Annotated in this window: 15 protein-coding genes; 1 reads left to right on the forward strand and 14 read right to left on the reverse strand. The window is 66.9% G+C overall.

Annotated features, from left to right (window positions below; translation table 11 throughout):
* Positions 1-30: 30 nt before the first annotated feature.
* The 14 genes from XM1_RS15650 to XM1_RS15715 all read right to left on the reverse strand — a co-directional run bounded on the left by XM1_RS15650 (position 31) and on the right by XM1_RS15715 (position 15621).
* Positions 31-1125, reverse strand: a complete 1095-nt coding sequence (locus XM1_RS15650) for a TRAP transporter substrate-binding protein (protein ID WP_068435074.1) — start codon at positions 1123-1125, stop codon at positions 31-33.
* Between the two features lie 231 nt (positions 1126-1356).
* The gene (parC, locus tag XM1_RS15655) at positions 1357-3579 is read right to left on the reverse strand and encodes a DNA topoisomerase IV subunit A (protein WP_068435076.1); all 2223 of its coding nucleotides are present in this window, start codon (positions 3577-3579) and stop codon (positions 1357-1359) included.
* Positions 3580-3631: 52 nt separating this feature from the next.
* Complete coding sequence (locus XM1_RS15660; protein WP_068435078.1) at positions 3632-4309, reverse strand: TetR/AcrR family transcriptional regulator; 678 nt, start codon at positions 4307-4309, stop codon at positions 3632-3634.
* Between the two features lie 68 nt (positions 4310-4377).
* Complete coding sequence (locus XM1_RS15665) at positions 4378-5151, reverse strand: SDR family NAD(P)-dependent oxidoreductase (RefSeq protein ID WP_197603081.1); 774 nt, start codon at positions 5149-5151, stop codon at positions 4378-4380.
* Entirely contained in the window at positions 5148-6332 is a 1185-nt protein-coding gene (locus XM1_RS15670) for an acyl-CoA dehydrogenase family protein (protein ID WP_068435080.1), read from the reverse strand. The genes XM1_RS15665 and XM1_RS15670 overlap by 4 nt, the downstream gene beginning before the upstream one ends.
* Positions 6333-6389: 57 nt before the next feature.
* Positions 6390-7208 (reverse strand): enoyl-CoA hydratase family protein, encoded by an 819-nt coding sequence (locus tag XM1_RS15675; RefSeq protein WP_068435084.1) that lies wholly within the window; start codon positions 7206-7208, stop codon positions 6390-6392.
* Positions 7209-7246: 38 nt separating this feature from the next.
* Positions 7247-7993: an SDR family NAD(P)-dependent oxidoreductase gene (locus tag XM1_RS15680; protein ID WP_068435086.1), complete on the reverse strand. Its 747-nt coding sequence runs from the start codon at positions 7991-7993 to the stop codon at positions 7247-7249.
* Positions 7994-8018: 25 nt separating this feature from the next.
* Entirely contained in the window at positions 8019-8786 is a 768-nt protein-coding gene (locus XM1_RS15685) for an enoyl-CoA hydratase/isomerase family protein (protein ID WP_068435088.1), read from the reverse strand.
* A gap of 91 nt (positions 8787-8877) precedes the next feature.
* Complete coding sequence (locus tag XM1_RS15690) at positions 8878-9822, reverse strand: alpha/beta hydrolase (protein WP_068435090.1); 945 nt, start codon at positions 9820-9822, stop codon at positions 8878-8880.
* 106 nt (positions 9823-9928) lie between these two features.
* The gene (locus tag XM1_RS15695; protein WP_068435092.1) at positions 9929-11368 is read right to left on the reverse strand and encodes an aldehyde dehydrogenase family protein; all 1440 of its coding nucleotides are present in this window, start codon (positions 11366-11368) and stop codon (positions 9929-9931) included.
* Positions 11369-11440: 72 nt separating this feature from the next.
* The gene (locus XM1_RS15700; protein ID WP_068435094.1) at positions 11441-12124 is read right to left on the reverse strand and encodes a universal stress protein; all 684 of its coding nucleotides are present in this window, start codon (positions 12122-12124) and stop codon (positions 11441-11443) included.
* A gap of 3 nt (positions 12125-12127) precedes the next feature.
* On the reverse strand, positions 12128-13324 hold the full coding sequence (locus XM1_RS15705) for a 3-oxoadipyl-CoA thiolase (protein ID WP_068435096.1): 1197 nt from the start codon (positions 13322-13324) through the stop codon (positions 12128-12130).
* A 3-nt stretch (positions 13325-13327) separates the two neighbouring features.
* Entirely contained in the window at positions 13328-14848 is a 1521-nt protein-coding gene (locus XM1_RS15710) for a 3-hydroxyacyl-CoA dehydrogenase (protein WP_068435098.1), read from the reverse strand.
* Between the two features lie 2 nt (positions 14849-14850).
* The gene (locus XM1_RS15715; protein ID WP_068435100.1) at positions 14851-15621 is read right to left on the reverse strand and encodes an enoyl-CoA hydratase; all 771 of its coding nucleotides are present in this window, start codon (positions 15619-15621) and stop codon (positions 14851-14853) included.
* A gap of 133 nt (positions 15622-15754) precedes the next feature.
* On the opposite strand from XM1_RS15715, the gene XM1_RS15720 reads away from it, so the two are divergent.
* Positions 15755-16552, forward strand: coding sequence for an IclR family transcriptional regulator (locus XM1_RS15720; protein ID WP_068435102.1), 798 nt, complete (start codon positions 15755-15757; stop codon positions 16550-16552).
* Positions 16553-16566: the final 14 nt, after the last annotated feature.

Here is a 16566-nt window from a genome sequence, read left to right on the forward strand (position 1 = left end):
GCGGGGCTTTCCTTTTGCGGTTTCCCGAGACTACTTCTTGGGGACGCCGTAGAGCATGAAGTTGTCGAAGCCGGCCTCGGCGACGCTGAACCAGGAGCGCTGCTCGGCCAGATAGGCGCTCCAATGGTCGAAGACCTTCTTGAAGTTGGGATTGGTCGCGCATTCCTCGGCATAGGTTTCCTGGGCCGCCTTGTAGCAGGCCAGCATGATGTCCTTGGAGAACGGACGCAGCTGGGTGCCGTTGGCGATCAGGCGCTTGAGCGCCGGCGGGTTGAGCACGTCGTACTTGGCGCTCATGTCCAGATTGGCCTCGGCCGCCGCCGCCTCGAACACCGCCTTGTAGTGCTTGGGCAGCTTTTCCCACTCGTTCTTGTTGACCAGGGCCGAGACGCAGGGGCCGCCTTCCCACCAGCCGGGGTAGTAGTAGTAGGGAGCCACCTTGTTGAAGCCCAGCTTCTCGTCGTCATAGGGGCCGACCCATTCGGCGGCGTCGATGGTGCCCTTTTCCAGGGCGGGGTAGAGATCGCCGCCGGCGATCTGCTGCGGCACCACGCCCAGCTTGGTCAGCACCTTGCCGGCATAGCCGCCGATGCGGAACTTGAGGCCCTTCAGGTCCTCGACGGTCTTGATCTCCTTGCGGAACCAGCCGCCCATCTGGGTGCCGGTGTTGCCGCAGGGAAAGTTCAGCATGTTGTACTTGGCGAAGAACTCGCGCATCAGCGCCATGCCGCCGCCATGGTACAGCCAGGAATTCTGCTGGCGGGTATTGGCGCCGAAGGGCATGGAGGCGTCGAAGCCGAAGGTGGCGTCCTTGCCGACGTAATAGTAGCTGACGGTATGGCCGCATTCGACGGTGCCGTTCTGCACGGCGTCCAGCACCTGCAGGCCGGGGACGATCTCGCCGCCGGCAAAGACGCGGATCTGGAACTTGCCGTCGGTGGCCTCGGCGACCCTTTTCGCCAGCACCTCGCCGGCGCCGTAGATGGTGTCCAGGCTCTTGGGGAAGCTGGACGCCAGGCGCCACTTGATCTCGGGCATGCTCTGCGCGATGGCCGGAGCGGCAATCGTGGTCGAGGCCGCGGCCGCGCCCACGGCGGCGCCGGTCAGAAATTTACGTCGCTGCATTAAAGTCTCCTCCCAGAAAACTTTTTACCGGTTGATCCGGATCAGGTGGAAATTATCCTACACCAATGCAAGGGGGACGCAACGCGACGGCCATTACGGAAAACCGTAATATCCCATCCAGGGACACCCGTTCCACCGTCGTCATCGCCGGACTTGATCCGGCGATCCACGCGGTGCCGCCTAAAAAGGCGTGGATGGGCGGGACAAGCCCGGCCATGACGTCTTGGATATTCAGGAGAACCGGTTATTCCTGGGGAATCCGGTGGGCGGCAGGCGGCCGACCGAGGCGCGCTTGCCCAGCCAGGGGGTAAGGTCGGCTTCGGTGCGGGTGCGCTCGCCCAGCGGCCAACTCAGGCCCTCGGCCAGGGTGAAGACCTTGATGTCGGCCATGCCGCCGTCGCGGTACTTCTGCAAGATGACGCCCCTGCCCCGGCTCATCACCGGAATCTCGTCCGCCATGAACACCAGCAGCTTGCGGTTCTCGCCGATGACGGCGACGGCGTCGCCCTCGAAGGGAAGGCAGAACTTGGCCTTTTCACCGTCGGCGCAGTTGAGGACCATCTTGCCCGCCCGCGTCTGGGCCAGGACTTCGTTCTCCTCGACCACGAAGCCGCGATCGGAATTGGTGGCCAGCAGCAGCTTGCGCCCGGGCTTGTGGACCAGCACGGCGGCGATGTCCACGTCACCAGCCAGATCGATCATCAGGCGCAAGGGCTCGCCATGGCCGCGGCCCGACGGCAGCTTATCGCCGCCGATGGTGTAGAAGCGCCCGTCGGTGGCGAAGATCAGGATCTTGTCGGTGGTCCAGGCCTTGAGCAGGAATCCCAGCTGGTCGCCTTCCTTGAACTTGAGCGCGTCGGGATTGTCGGAATGACCCTTGAGCGCCCTGATCCAGCCCTTCTCGGACAGCACCATGGTGATGGCTTCGCGCTCCACATAGGCCTCGATGGGCACCACCACGGCGGAAGGGGCGTCGCCCAGCTCCGTGCGGCGCTTGCCCAGCTGGGTGTGGCCGCCGAAGGCCTTGCGGGTCTCGGCCACCTGGGCAGCGATGGCGGCCCAACGGCGGGATTCGTCGGCCAGCAGCGCCTCGAGATCGGCCTTCTCCGCCGACAATTCGGCGTGCTCGGTCTTGATCTCCAGCTCCTGCAGCTTGTTCAAGGAGCGCAGCCGCATATTGAGGATGGCCTCGGCCTGCACCTCGGACAGCTTGAAGGTCTTGATCAGCTCGGCCTTGGGCTCGTCGGCGAAGCGGATGATCTTGATGACCTTGTCGAGGTCGGCATAGACCTTGAGGAATCCTTCCAGCACCTCCAGGCGCTTGGCGATCTTTTCCAGCCGGTGCCGGGCGCGGCGTTCCAGCACCACCATGCGGTGGTCGAGGAAGGCGCGCAGCACCTCCTTGAGGTTCATGACGCGCGGCACCGCCTGCGCGTCAAGCACGTTCATGTTGAGCGAGAAGCGCGATTCCAGATCGGTCTGGCGGAACAGCTGCTCCATCACCAGTTCGGCCTCGACGGTGCGGTTGCGGGGCTCCAGCACGAGGCGGATGTCCTCGGCGGATTCGTCACGGATGTCGGCCAGCAGCGGCAGCTTCTTCTCGGACAGAAGCTCGGCGATCTTCTCGATCAGCTTGGCCTTCTGCACCTGATAGGGAATCTCGGTGATGACGATCTGGTACAGCCCGTGGGACAGCTTCTCCACCGCCCACTTGGCCCGCACGCGGAAGGCGCCCTTGCCGGTGCGGTAGGCCTCGGTGATGGCCGCGCTGGTCTCCACCAGCACGCCGCCGGTGGGGAAATCGGGGCCGGGCATGTGGGCGATCAGCTCGTCCACGTCGCATTCCGGCTTGGCGATCAGATGGTCGAGCGCGTCGCAGATCTCGCCCAGATTATGGGGCGGAATGCTGGTCGCCATGCCCACCGCGATGCCCGCCGAGCCATTGGCCAGCAGGTTGGGGATGGCCGACGGCATGACCACCGGCTCTTCCTCGGTGCCGTCATAGGTGGGGCGGAAATCGACGCAATCCTCGTCGAGCCCTTCCATCAGGGCGGCGGCCACCTCGGTCAGCTTGGCCTCGGTGTAACGCATGGCGGCCGCGTTATCGCCGTCGATATTGCCGAAATTGCCCTGGCCTTCCACCAGGGGATAGCGCACGGCGAAATCCTGGGCCAGACGCACCAGGGTGTCGTAGACCGCCACGTCGCCGTGGGGATGGTACTTACCGATGACGTCGCCGACCACGCGGGCGCACTTCTTGAAGCCGCCGCTGGGGTCCAGCTTCAACTGGCGCATGGCGAACAGCAGGCGGCGATGCACCGGCTTCAACCCGTCGCGCACATCGGGCAGCGAGCGCGACACGATGGTGGACATGGCATAGGCGAGATAGCGCTCGCCCAAGGCCTCGGCAAGCGGCGTCTCGCGGATTTCGCCGGTCACGGCGGGTTGGGTCATTACAGTCCTCTGGCTTTTGAAGCCAGATATAGTACCCGATGGGCCGCCAACGTCAACCGGTCGTGGCGTCCGCCATCTTCTTCCACTGGCGCCAACCCTTGGGGGTCAGCAGGGCATGGGCGAAGAAATCCAGGCCCTCGGCCACATATTCCTCCAACCCGCACTGCTCCTTGAGCCGCCAGTGCTTTAGCGCCCAGGAATGGGCGAAGGTCACCAGCTGGTAGGTCACCAGCTCCACATTCACTTCGCGCATCAGCCCCGCCTTGATGCAATCGGCAAGGCAGGCGGCGATCATGCCGTTGGTCTCGATCTCGCAATCCTTGATCAGGCGGCGGCGGTCGTCGGGCAGCGACTTGGTGGAGCGATAGGCCAGGACGGTGGCCTCGCGCCGCTGGTCCACCACCCGGCAATAGGCGCGGATCGCCGCCTGAAAGCGCTCCAGCGGGTCGGAAAGTCCTTCCAGCGCCGCCGGAATTTCGTGCTTGTAGGATTCCAGCACCGACAGAAGGGCGAGCAGCAGCACGTCCTCCTTGTCGCTGACATACTGGTAGATCAGACCGGCCGAAACGCCCGCCTTCTTGGCCACGTCCTGAATGGTGGTGCGGTAGAAGCCCTGGTGCGAGAACAGCTCCACCGCCGCGGCGATGATCTGGCCGCGCCGCCTGGCGACCAGGGTTTCGTCAGCGACCTGCGCCTTGACGTCGTGAACCGCAGCCGGCTTGTTGTCCATTCAGCGTCCCGCCCTGGTTGGAGGAATTTAAAAGTCCGACTACCCCGCCCCTGGCCAGAGGTCAACCTCTACATCAGCTCTCCACCCGCCACGGCGATGCTCTGGCCGGTGATGGAGCCCGAGCCCGGCAGGCACAGCCAAGCCACCGCCTCGGCCACCTCTTCCGGCTTGATCAGGCGCTTCTGCGGGTTGGAGGCGACCAGTCCGGCCAGGGCCTCGTCCCGCGTCCGCCCGGTCTTGGCCACGATGTTGGCGATCGTCTCCTCGACGATGTCCGTCTCGGTATAGCCTGGGCAGACGGCGTTGACCGTTACCGGCTTGGCGGCCAGTTCCACCGCCAGGGCGCGGGTCATGCCCACCAGACCATGCTTGGCGGCGCAATAGGCGGCGCAATAGGCCATGCCGGTCAGTCCGGCGGTCGAGGCCACGTTGACCACCCTGCCCCATCCGGCCTTCAGCATGTCGGGCAGCGCCGCCTGGGTGCACAGGAAGGCGCCGGTCAGGTCGGTGCGCAGGATGTCGTCCCACAGGGCGAGATCGGTCCGGGCGAAAGGCGCCGCCTTGGCGATGCCGGCATTGTTGACCAGGATGGCGATGGGGCCGAGCTGGGCCGATGCGCGAGCGAAGCCGGTCTGGATGGCCGCCGGATCGGTGACGTCCACGGCCAGCCCCTGGCAGCCCATGGCGGCGGCCGCCTCGTCCAGGCGCTTTTGGTCGCGGCCGGTGATGGTCACCGCGGCGCCCAACACCAGCAGCTGGCGGGCGATGGCGGCGCCGATGCCGCGACCGCCGCCGGTGACCAGGGCATGACGGCCGACAAGCGGCCTGGAATCACCCATCATAGGGTCAACCCTTCGTAAACCTTGGAGGCGATGACCAGCTTCTGAATCTCGCTGGTGCCTTCATAGATACGCAAGGCGCGGATTTCGCGATAGAGCTGTTCCACCATCATGCCGCTGATCACCCCCAGGCCGCCGAAGATCTGCACCGCCTGATCGATGACCATCTGGGCCTGTTCGGTAGCCCACAGCTTGGCCATGGAGGCCTCGCGGGTTACCCGTCCGCCGTGCGTGTCCTTGGTCCAGGCCGAGCGGTAGATCAGCAGGGCCGAGGTGTCGACGGCCACCGCCATGTCGGCGATCTTGGCCTGGATCAGCTGGAAATCGGCAAGGCGCGAGCCGAAGGCCTTGCGCTTGACCGAACGGGCCAGGGCCTCGTCCATGGCGCGGCGTGCAAAGCCCAGGGCGGCGGCGCCCACCGTGGTGCGGAACACGTCCAGCACGCTCATGGCCACCTTGAAGCCGTCGCCGGGCTTGCCCAGCATGTTGGCGGCGGGCACCCGCATGTTCTCGAACTTGAGCGAGCCCAGCGGATGGGGCGCGATGACGTCGATGCGCTCGGACACCGACAGGCCCGGCGTGGAGGCGTCCACCACGAAGGCCGCCAGGGTCTTGGCCCCCGGCTCGTCGCCGATGCGGGCGAAGACGGTATAGAAATCGGCCAGACCTGCATTGGAAATCCAGGTCTTGGCGCCGTCGATGACGTAATGGTCGCCGTCCAGGACCGCCTTGGTGGTCATGGCGCCCACGTCGGAACCGGCGTCGGCCTCGGAGATGGCGAAGGCGGCGATCATCTCGCCGGTGCCCACCTTGGGCAGATAGCGGGCCTGCTGCTGCTCGTTGCCGAACAAGGTGATGGCAGCAGAGCCCAGACCCTGCATGGCGAAGGCGAAATCGGCAAGACCGGCATGGCGGGCCAGGATCTCGCGGCCCAGGCAGAGCGCCCGGACATCGAAATCCTTTGCCCGCCCGCCGTGGGCGGCCGGAATGGCCGCCCGAAGGAACCCCGCCTGTCCCAGAGCCGTTACCAGGCGTCGGGCGGTCTGGTCCATGGCGGGGCCGTGCGCCTCGTCCTCGGGACACACCTCTGGGAGGGTGGTGTTGGCCCAGACCTCGAGCGACGCGGCGAACGCGCGGTGGGACTCGTCGAGAAAGGGCCAGTCGAGGAACGTGGCATCGCTCATTTTATTTTCCTTAGGTATCCCCTCTCCTGCAGGCGGGAGAGGGGGGATAAGCCGGGATCAGTTACCTTCGAACACCGGCGCCTGCTTGTTGGCGAAGGCGATGTAGGCGCGCTCGAAGTCCTTGGTCTGCATGCAGATGGCCTGGGCCTGGGCCTCTGCCTCGATGCACTCGCCCAGACCGTGGTTCCACTCCTGCCACAGCATCTTCTTGGTCATGGCGTGACCGAAGGTCGGGCCGTTGGCCAGCGAATGGGCCAGCTTGTTGGCGGCGTCCAGCAGCTCTTCCGGGGCGTGCAGCGAGTTGTAGTAGCCGACGCGCTCGGATTCCTCGCCGCCCATGGCGCGGCCGGTGTAGAGCAACTCGGCGGCACGGCTCAACCCGATCAGGCGGGGCAGCAGGGTGCAGGCGCCCATGTCGGCGCCGGCCAGGCCGACGCGCACGAACAGGAAGGCCACCTTGGACCGCGCGGTACCCAGACGGATGTCGGCGGCGCAGCCCAGCATGGTGCCGGCGCCGGCGCACACGCCGTCGATGGCGGCGATGATCGGCTGGGGCGCGTTGCGCATGGCGCGCACCGCGTCACCGGTCATGCGGGTGAATTCCAGCAGTTCCGGCATGTCCATCTTGGTCAGCGGGCCGATGATCTCGTGCACGTCGCCGCCCGAGCAGAAATTGCCGCCCGAACCGGTGACGACCACCGCCTTGACGTCGTCGGCATAAACCAGGTTCTCGAACAGGTCACGCAGCTCGCCATAGGAGTCGAAGGTCAGCGGGTTCTTCTTGTCGGGACGGTTCAGGGTGAGTGTCGCCACCTTGCCGTCCACCTTCCAGTCGAAATGAACGGCCTTGTACTCGGCAGCCTTGAACTTGCGCATGGGATTGTCCTCTTGTCTCGATGTTGCGAAGGGGGCCCTTAGCCCACCATGGTGATGCCGCCGTTGACCGACAGAACCTGGCCGGTGATGTAGTCGGCGCGGTTCGACGCCATGAAGACGATGGAATCGGCCACTTCCTGCGGCTGACCGAAGCGGCGCATGGGAATGACCTTCAAGAAGGCCTCCAGGAATTTCTCCGGCTCGGACTTCAACAGCGGGGTGTCGGTCGGGCCGGGGCAGATGGCGTTGACGTTGATGTTGAAGCGCGCACCCTCGCGGGCCAGGGCCTTGGAGAAGGCGATCAGACCGCCCTTGGCCGCCGAGTAGACGCTTTCGCCCAGGGAACCGACGCGGCCGGCGTCCGAGGCGACGTTGACGATCTTGCCGGTCTTCTTCTCGATCATCATGGGGAAGAAGGCGCGGATCAGCTCGATGGGGCCAGTGAGGTTCAGGCTCATCACACGCGCGATGAAGGCGTCGTCATTGTCCACGAACGGCTGGATGTGGCCCCAGCCCGCCACGTTGCACAGGATGTCGAGGCGGCCGCGGGTGGCCAGCACGTGCTCCTTGACCTTGGCGATGTTCGCCTTGTCGGTGACGTCGAGGCGCACGAATTCGGCCTTGAAGCCCTTGGCCTTCAGTTCGGCCGCCGCCTTCTCGCCGGCTTCGACGTTGATGTCGGCGATCAGGACGTCGGCGCCCAGCTCGGCCATGGACTTCACGGTGCAATAGCCGATACCCGACGCTCCGCCGGTGATCAGGGCGACTTTATCCTCGAACTTCATTTCCTTGGCTCCTTGGATGGAAGACTCACTTGGACAGGAAGGCCTCGACCCGGTGGCGGGTCTCGGGCTCGTGCAACAGCAGGTCGCGGGTGGCGAGAAGCTCTTCCTCGTAGCCGTCGCGGCTGGGGTCGAGGGAAGCCTCGATGCAGGACTTCGACGCCGCCACGGCGGCACGTGGCAGGGTGGCGATGCGGTCGGCCAGCGTCGCGGCCTTGTCGGCCAACTCGGCGCGCGGCGCCGACCAGTGGACGATGCCCATCTCGGCAGCGCTCTGGCCGTCCAGAATCTCGGCACCCAGGATCAGGCGCTTGGCGATGGCCGGGCCGCACAGCCGGGTCAGGCGCTGGGTGCCGCCCGCGCCGGGGATCAGGCCCAGATTGACCTCGGGCAGGGCCAGCTTGGCCTCGTTCGCGGCGATGCGGAAATCACAGGCCAGCGCCAGTTCCAGCCCGCCGCCCATGGCGGCGCCCCCCACCTCGGCGATGGTGGCGAGCGGCAGCCGCTCGATGCGCTTCAACACGTTCTGCAGATCGCGGACGAAGGCGATCTGGGCATCCACCAGATTAGGATTGGCGAGGTTTTCGCGCATCTCGGCCAGATCGGCGCCGGCACAGAACGCCTTTTGCTCGGAGCGCACGTGCAGGACCCGGACGGACTTGTCCTCCTCCACCATGTCCATGGCGGCGTGCAGGTCCTTGATCAGGGCGCGGCTGAGCGCGTTGACCGGCGGGCTGGCCAGGGTGACCACGAAGACGGCGCCCCGGCGGGCGGTATTCAGCACGGAAAAGGACATTCACGCCTCGAACTGACTGACCATTCAATCTGACTGAATGTTCATTCATTTGACGGTGCGAGTCAAGCTGCTTGAATGGTCGTTCAATAAATCAGGACAGGACCGAACTCCACGCCCGGCACGCCTCGGCCAGCACAGCCTTGCCCGAACTCACATAGCCCGCCAGCCCCAGACAGCCATGGATGGAGCCTTCAAGACGGACATGGCGCACCGGCACCCCCGCCCTTTTCAGGGCCTCGGCATAGGCATCGCCCTCGTCCACCAGGGGATCGAAGCCGCAGGTCAGCACCAGGGCCGGGGCCAGCCCGGCATGGGAGGCGGCGCGCAGCGGCGAGGCGTCGGGCTCCAGCACCGGGCTGTGGCATTGGCCGAAATACTGGGCGGTGAACCAGTCGATATCGGCCTGGGTGAGCAGATAGCCCTCGGCGAGGCGAGCACGGGAGGGAAAGTCGCCCTTCTGGTCCACCGCCGGATAGATCAGCATCTGCAACGCCAGCCCGATGCCCAGGTCGCGGGCATGCAGCGCCACCACCGCCGACAGGGTGCCGCCGGCGCTGTCGCCGGCGAGCCCAAGTTTCCAGCCGGGATACTCGGCCGCCGCCCATTTCAGCGCGGCAAGGCCATCCTGGATGGCGGCGGGATAGGGATGCTCGGGCGCCAGGCGGTAGTGAACCGCCACCACCACCGAGCCGCTTTCGGCGGCCAGGGCGCGGCAATGGGGATCGTGGGTCTCGAGATCGCCGACCACGAAGCCGCCGCCGTGGAAATAGAGCAGCAGCGCCTTGGCCCTGGGCCCGCCCACCGGCTGGTAGCGCCGGGCCGGAATGCCCGCGATGGCGAAGTCCTCGGCCAGGACGCCTTCGGGAGCGGGCGGATTGGTGCGCGACAGCCGCCGGGCGAATTCCGCCCGTCCCGCCACCGGCCCCAACTCGCCCAGCTTGGGCAGGTTCAGCTCGGCGGCCTTGGCCAGCACGAAGGCGATGTCGTCGTCCAACCGCCCCGGCATGCCGAGGGAGTAGAAGCCGGTCTCAAGCATGATTGCCCCCTTTACAACGTCATCGCCGGACTTGATCCGGCGATCCACGTGGTGCCGCCTAAACAGGCGTGGATGGCCGGATCGAGCCCGGCCATGACGACTATGCTTACTCCTTGGGCTCGGAGCCGAACAGCGTCTTGGATTCCAGGAATTCCTCGAACCCCGCCTCGCCCCATTCGCGCCCCACTCCCGACTGACGGATGCCGCCGAACGGGCCGCCGGGATGGGACAGCGCGCCGTTCAAATGCACCATGCCGGTGCGCAAGCGGCGCGCCACCGACCGCGCCTCGGCCAGGTCGCCGGCGGTGACATAGCCCGACAGGCCGTAGACGCAATCGTTGGCGCCCGCCACCGCGTCGTCCAGATCCTTGTAGCCGCGCATGGACAGCACCGGGCCGAAGATTTCCTCGCGCATGATGGTCATGGAATCCGTGACCCGGCTGAACACGGTGGGACGGACGAAAAAGCCCCTGTCCAGGCCTTCGGGGCGCTCGGGCCCGCCGCAGACCAGCTTGGCGCCTTCCTCCATACCGGTGCGGATCATGCGCCGCACCTTGTCGAACTGCCGCGCGTTGGCGATGGGGCCCATCACCGTTTCCGGATCGGCGGGATCGCCCACCTTGATCTGGGCGCACAATTCGGCGGCCAGCGCCTCGGCCTCCTCCAACCGATGGGCGGGAACGAACAGCCGGGACGGCGCGTTGCAGCTTTGGCCCGAATTGCCCATCATGGCCTTGACCGCGTGGCCCATGGCCCTGTGGAAATCGGCGCTGTCGCAGATGATGTTGGCCGACTTGCCGCCGAGCTCCAACGACACCTTCTTGATGGTGGCCGCCCCTTCACGCATCACCGACGAGCCGGCGGCGTTGGAGCCGGTCAGCGACACCATGTCCACCAGCGGGTGCGACGACAGCACCGGCCCGATCTCGGCCCCGTCGCCGAACACCATGTTGAACACGCCGGCCGGCACCCCGGCCTCGTGGACGATCTCGGCCAGGATGCGGGCGGAATAGGGCGCGAACTCGCTGGGCTTCAACACCATGGCGCAGCCCGCCGCCAAGGCGGGCGCCACCTTGCAGGCGATCTGGTTCATGGGCCAGTTCCACGGCGTGATCAGCGAGACCACCCCCACCGGTTCCTTGACCACCAGGGTGGTGCCCTGGCGGCGCTCGAAGGCGTAGGTCTTGGCGATGCTAAGCGCCGTCTTGAAATGCCCCAGCCCGGCGCGGGCCTGGGCCGGCTTGGCCAGACGCTCCAAGGGCGCGCCCATCTCCAGGCTGATGGCCTGGGCGATCTCGTCGATGCGGGCCTCGTAGAGCGCGGTCACCTTGGCCAGGATTTCCAGGCGTTCGGCCAACGGCGTCGCCGCCCAGGCGGGAAAGGCCCTGGCCGCCGCCTGGATGGCCAGGACAGCGTCGGCGGCGGAGCCCAGCGCCACCCGGCCCGAAACCTGCTCGGTGGCGGGGTTGATCACGTCGAGATTGCGCGAGCCCTTGGCGGGCTTCACCCAGGCGCCGTCGATGTAGAAATCCAGGCAATCACGCATAGCCAGTCTCCAAGCAAAAAGGGGGCGGCGGATTGTTGCCCCATCCGCCGCCCCCCGTCGAATGAAACATCCTCAATGTGAGAGCAGCACCGGTACGGTCATGTGGTCGAGGATGTGCCGCGTGGCCCCGCCCAGCACCTTCTCGCGCAAAGGCGAATGGCCGAACGCCCCCATGACCAGCAGGTCGGCCCCCTGGTCGGCGGCCCGCGACAGCAAGGCGTTGCCGGCGTCGATATCGCCCAGCGTCGAATGCACCACGTCCACCTTGATGCCGTGCCGCGCCAGGGTCAGGCCGATATCGGCGCCGGGCACCCGGTCCCCGTCCTCGGCGTCCATGGTCATCACCGTGACATTGACGGCACCCGCCAGCAGCGGCAGGGAATCGAACACCGCCCGCGTCGCCTCGCGCGACGCGTTCCAGGCCACCAGCACCCGCTGGCCGACCCGGGGATAACGCCCGTGGCGCGGCACCGCCAGAATGGGGCGGCCGACCCGCATCAGCGTCTCGGTGACGTGGTCGGAGGTGCCGGGCGAGGCCTGGCCGACGATGGTCAAATCGGCATAGCGGGCGTGGAGCGCCAGATCCTTCAGTCCATTGATGGGCCGCCACTCGTCGACGCCCTCGGGGGCCTCGTCGCCCTTGCCTACCCCCACCAGCCGGGCCTTGTGTTCATCCGCCAGGGCGCGGGCGAGGTCGAGACGCCCGGCGCCTGCGGCATCGGGCTCCACATGGACCAGGATTTCCCGGATGGCCATGGCTCAGACCCTTTCGATCACGGCGGCCAGCCCGTGGCCGACGCCGATACAGAGCGAGACCACGGCATAGCGCCCGCCGGTCCGCTGCAGCTGCCGGGCGGCGGTGAGCGCCAGACGGGCGCCCGAACAGCCCAGCGGATGGCCGATGGCGATGGCCCCGCCATTGGGGTTGAGCCGCGAATCGTCGGCCGCCACGCCCAGCTGGGTGACGCAGCCCAGCACCTGCACGGCGAAAGCCTCGTTGATCTCGATGAGATCGAGGTCCTTCAAGGACAGCTTGGCCCGCGCCAGGGCCTTGGTGATGGCCGGAACCGGCCCCAGGCCCATGACACGGGGCGGCACGCCGGCCGCAGCACCGGCGACGATGCGGGCGATGGGCGCAACACCCGCCTTCTCGCCCGCCGCGCGCGAGCCGATGAACAGGGCCGCCGCGCCGTCATTGATGCCGGACGCATTGCCGGCGGTGACCACGCCGCCCTCGAACAGAGGCTTCAGCTTGGTCAGCGCCGCCAGATCGGTCTGGGGACGCGGATGCTCGTCCTCGGCCACCACAATGTCGCCCTTGCGGCCCACTATGGTGATGGGATGGATCTCGCCCTCGTAGAAGCCGTCGGCCTTGGCGCGCGCATACTTGGCCTGGGAGGCGGCGGCGAAGGCATCCGAGGCCTCACGCGTGAGATTCAGGTCGTGGGCGATGTTGTCGGCGGTCTCGGGCATGGAATGGTTGCCAAAGCCCTTGATCACCCTGGGATTGGCGAAGCGCGCCCCGATGGTGGTGTCGAAGATCTTGGCGTCCCTGGACCAGGCGCTTTCGGCCTTGGCCAGCACGAAGGGGGCGCGGCTCATGCTTTCCACGCCGCCGGCGATGAACAGGTCGCCCTCATTGCAGGTCACCGAGCGAGCCGCGTCCAGCACGGCCGCCAGGCCCGAGGCGCACAGCCGGTTGACGGTCTGGCCCGCCACCTCGACGGGCAGGCCGGACAACAGCGCGGCGTGGCGGGCCACGTTGCGGCTGTCCTCACCCGCCTGGTTGGTACAGCCGAGGATGACGTCCTCGACATCTTCCGGCTTGAAGGACGAGCGGGCCACCAGGGCGCGAATCACCTCGGCGGCGAGATCGTCGGGGCGCACCGGGGCGAGGCCGCCGGCATGGCGGCCGATGGGAGAACGCAGGCCGTCATAGATGTAGGCGTCGAGCATGGATCAGGACTCCGAAGTCAAAAGGGAAACGCCCAGGGCGGCACGGCGCTTCAGCCAGAGCGAGGCGCGGTAGCGGGGATCGCCGGTGATGGCCAGCATGGTGTCGAGGATGGCCACCACCTTGTCGGCGCCGATGCGGTCGCCCCAGGACAGCGGCCCGGCGGGATAGCCGAGGCCCAGCGTCACCGCCTTGTCGATGTCCTCGGGGCTGGCGATGCGCTGCTGGGCGATGTCGCAGCCGATGTTGACGATGGTCGCCACCACCCGCTGCGCCACCAGACCGGGACTGTCCGAGACCACCGAGACGGCGACATTGTCGCTGGCCAGCAGGCCAAAGGCGCCGTCGCGGGTCGCCTGCGCCGTCACCGGGTTGGTCATGATGGTGCGGTGGCTGTCCAGCCCGAACAGCGGGTCGATGGCGACAGTACGGGTGGCGTCCAGGCCGAGACGGACACAGGCACTGGTGCAGTCCTCGCCCAGCACGGGGATGAGGATCAGGGCCGACTTGGTCGGCTTCTTGCCCTTCTCCAGCTTGGCGCCCAGCCGGGTGACCAGGGCGGCGACGGCCAGCGAACCTTCACCGGGGGCCACCCAGACCGGGCCGTCCCAGGCGGCGGGAACAGGCGGCGCCGGCGGCACCACCTGCTTGTCCGCCTCGTAGGCGTAGAAGCCGCGCCCCACCTTGCGGCCCAGCAGCCCGGCGGCGAGGCGCGAGCGGGTGATGGGCGACGGCCGGTAGCGCGGCTCCTGGTAATACTGGTCGTAGATGCTTTCCATCACCGGGTGGGAGACGTCCAGCGCGGTGAGGTCCAGCAGCTCGAACGGCCCCATGCGGAAGCCGGCAGCGCCCTTCAGGATGCGGTCGGCGGCAAACACGTCGGTCACCCCCTCGCCCACCAGCTTCAGCGCCTCGGTGCCATAGCCGCGCCCGGCGTGGTTGACGATGAAGCCGGGCGTGTCCTTGGCCTTGACGGGCGCATGCCCCATGCGCCTGGCCAGAGTGGTCAACGCCTCGACCACCCAGGGCGCCGTCATGACGCCATCGATGACCTCCACCACTTTCATCAGTGGAACGGGATTGAAGAAATGGAAGCCGCCCACCCGCTCAGGGTGCTTGCAGGCGGCCGCGATGGAGGTCACCGACAGCGACGAGGTATTGCTGGCGATCAGGCAGTCGGCGGAGACGATGGCCTCCAGCTCGTTCATCAGCGACTGCTTGACCTTGATGTCTTCGATGATGGCCTCGACCACCACATGGGCAGGGGCCAGATCGGCGAGGCTTTCACCCAGCTTCAAACGACCGGTGGCGGCGGCGCAGGCATCCGGCGTCAGCTTGCCCTTTTCGGCCAGCTTGGCCAGCATGGCGGCGACGGCGTCGCGGGCCTTGGCGGCGGCGCCGGGCTGCGCGTCAACCAGGATGACGGTCACGCCGGAAGCCACGGCGATCTGGGCGATGCCCCGGCCCATGGTGCCGGTGCCGACTAGGCCGAGGATGAGGTCGGAACGGTTGGCGTCGAGGCTCATGGTCACTTCCCCTCATAGGTGGGCTTGCGCTTCTCGATGAAGGCCTTCATGCCTTCCTTCTGATCGGCGCTGGCGAACAGCAGCTGGAAGGCCTTGCGCTCCAGCATCAGGGCGGTGTCGAGCGAGGCGTCCTGGCCGGCCAGCAGCACTTCCTTGATCTGGGCGATGGCGACGGGCGGCATGCGCGAGATGGTCTTGGCGATCTCCAAGGCCTTGTCCAGAACCTCGGAATCGGGCACCACCAGGCTGGCCAGGCCCATCTGCCCGGCCTCCACGCCGCTGATGGCCTGACCGGTCATCACCATCAGCATGGCCTTGAACTTGCCCACCGCGCGGGTCAGGCGCTGGGTGCCGCCGGCGCCCGGCATGATGCCCACCTTGACCTCGGGCTGGGAGAAGCTGGCGTTCTCGCCCGCCACGATGATGTCGGCATGCATCACCAGCTCGCAGCCGCCGCCCCAGGCATAGCCATTCACGGCGGCGATCACCGGCTTGGGGCAACTGGCGATGGCCCGCCACAGCAGGTGGTTGTTGCGCTGCATCAGCTCGATGGCGCCTACCTCGGCCATGTCCTTGATGTCGGCCCCGGCGGCGAAGGCCTCCTGGTTGCCGGTCATGACGATGGCGCGAATGGCGGGGTCGGCACCCAGTTCCGTCAGGTGCCCGGCCAACTGACGCCGCACTTCGCCGTTGAGCGCGTTCTTGGCCTCGGGCCGGTTGATTCGCAGCAAGGCCACGGAATCAAAGGGTTTTTCCAGGAGCACTTCGGTCATGACGTTCCTCAATTTCGCTGTGCGGAATTCGATTTCACATTTTGTTGACGCCAGAGCCTAAGTCGTGATTTGGTCCCTTGGCAAACAAAATCATGCCCCCCAATCGCAATGGAGGGGTCCGGGAGATGAAGCCTTGACGGAATCCGAGGAAAGCGGCGGCGAGGAAACCCATGACCGCCAGTTCGTGGTGGCGCTGTCGCGCGGCCTGGACGTTCTGCGCTGCTTTCGCGCCAACGACGCCATGCTGGGCAACCAGGAGATCGCGTCGCGCACCGGACTGCCCAAGCCGACGGTGTCGCGGCTGACCTATACGCTGACCAAGCTGGGCTACCTCAGCTATATCGAGCGCTACGCCAAGTACCAGTTGGGCACCGCCGTCCTGTCGCTGGGCTACACCGCGCTGGCCAGCATGGACATCCGCCACGTGGCCCGCCCGCTGATGCAGGAACTGGCCGATTATTCCGACGTGGCGGTGTCGCTGGGCAGCGGCGACCAGACCAGCATGATCTACATCGAATCCTGCCGGGGCAAAGGGGCGCTGACCATCAGGCTGTCGGTGGGCTCGCGCATTCCGGTGGCGACCACCGCCATGGGCCGCGCCTATCTGGCCGCATTGCCCGAGGCCGAGCGCAACGCCGTCCTCGATCAGGTCCGGAAGCGCCACCCCGACGACTGGCCGCGCATCAAGCTGGGCCTTGAGCGGGCGTTGCGCGAATACACCCAACGCGGCTTCACCATGTCGGTGGGCGACTGGCAGTCGGACGTCCACGCCGTGGGCGTGGCGCTGACCAATCCCGCCACCGGCGCGGTGATGGCGCTGAACTGCGGCGGCGCGGCCTTTCTGCTGTCGCGCGAGCGCCTGGAAGACGACCTCGGCCCCCGCCTGGTGGCGGTGGCCCGCAAGATCGAGGCGGCGCTGGGACGCCGCTGACCCTTTACCCTTAT

It is taken from the genome of Magnetospirillum sp. XM-1 (assembly GCF_001511835.1).
In the GTDB taxonomy this organism is placed as follows: Bacteria; Pseudomonadota; Alphaproteobacteria; order Rhodospirillales; family Magnetospirillaceae; genus Phaeospirillum.

Bases quoted from the DNA above. Each gene is read 5' to 3' on its own strand.
- XM1_RS15665 (WP_197603081.1), bottom strand. From the start codon at position 5,151: ATGATGGGTGATTCCAGGCCGCTTGTCGGCCGTCATGCCCTGGTCACC.
- XM1_RS15675 (WP_068435084.1), bottom strand. From the start codon at position 7,208: ATGCGCAAGTTCAAGGCTGCCGAGTACAAGGCCGTTCATTTCGACTGG.
- XM1_RS15695 (WP_068435092.1), bottom strand. From the start codon at position 11,368: ATGCGTGATTGCCTGGATTTCTACATCGACGGCGCCTGGGTGAAGCCC.
- XM1_RS15710 (WP_068435098.1), bottom strand. From the start codon at position 14,848: ATGAGCCTCGACGCCAACCGTTCCGACCTCATCCTCGGCCTAGTCGGC.
- XM1_RS15680 (WP_068435086.1), bottom strand. From the start codon at position 7,993: ATGAAGTTCGAGGATAAAGTCGCCCTGATCACCGGCGGAGCGTCGGGT.
- XM1_RS15705 (WP_068435096.1), bottom strand. From the start codon at position 13,324: ATGCTCGACGCCTACATCTATGACGGCCTGCGTTCTCCCATCGGCCGC.
- XM1_RS15650 (WP_068435074.1), bottom strand. From the start codon at position 1,125: ATGCAGCGACGTAAATTTCTGACCGGCGCCGCCGTGGGCGCGGCCGCG.
- XM1_RS15670 (WP_068435080.1), bottom strand. From the start codon at position 6,332: ATGAGCGATGCCACGTTCCTCGACTGGCCCTTTCTCGACGAGTCCCAC.
- XM1_RS15660 (WP_068435078.1), bottom strand. From the start codon at position 4,309: ATGGACAACAAGCCGGCTGCGGTTCACGACGTCAAGGCGCAGGTCGCT.
- parC (WP_068435076.1), bottom strand. From the start codon at position 3,579: ATGACCCAACCCGCCGTGACCGGCGAAATCCGCGAGACGCCGCTTGCC.
- XM1_RS15685 (WP_068435088.1), bottom strand. From the start codon at position 8,786: ATGTCCTTTTCCGTGCTGAATACCGCCCGCCGGGGCGCCGTCTTCGTG.
- XM1_RS15690 (WP_068435090.1), bottom strand. From the start codon at position 9,822: ATGCTTGAGACCGGCTTCTACTCCCTCGGCATGCCGGGGCGGTTGGAC.
- XM1_RS15715 (WP_068435100.1), bottom strand. From the start codon at position 15,621: ATGACCGAAGTGCTCCTGGAAAAACCCTTTGATTCCGTGGCCTTGCTG.
- XM1_RS15700 (WP_068435094.1), bottom strand. From the start codon at position 12,124: ATGGCCATCCGGGAAATCCTGGTCCATGTGGAGCCCGATGCCGCAGGC.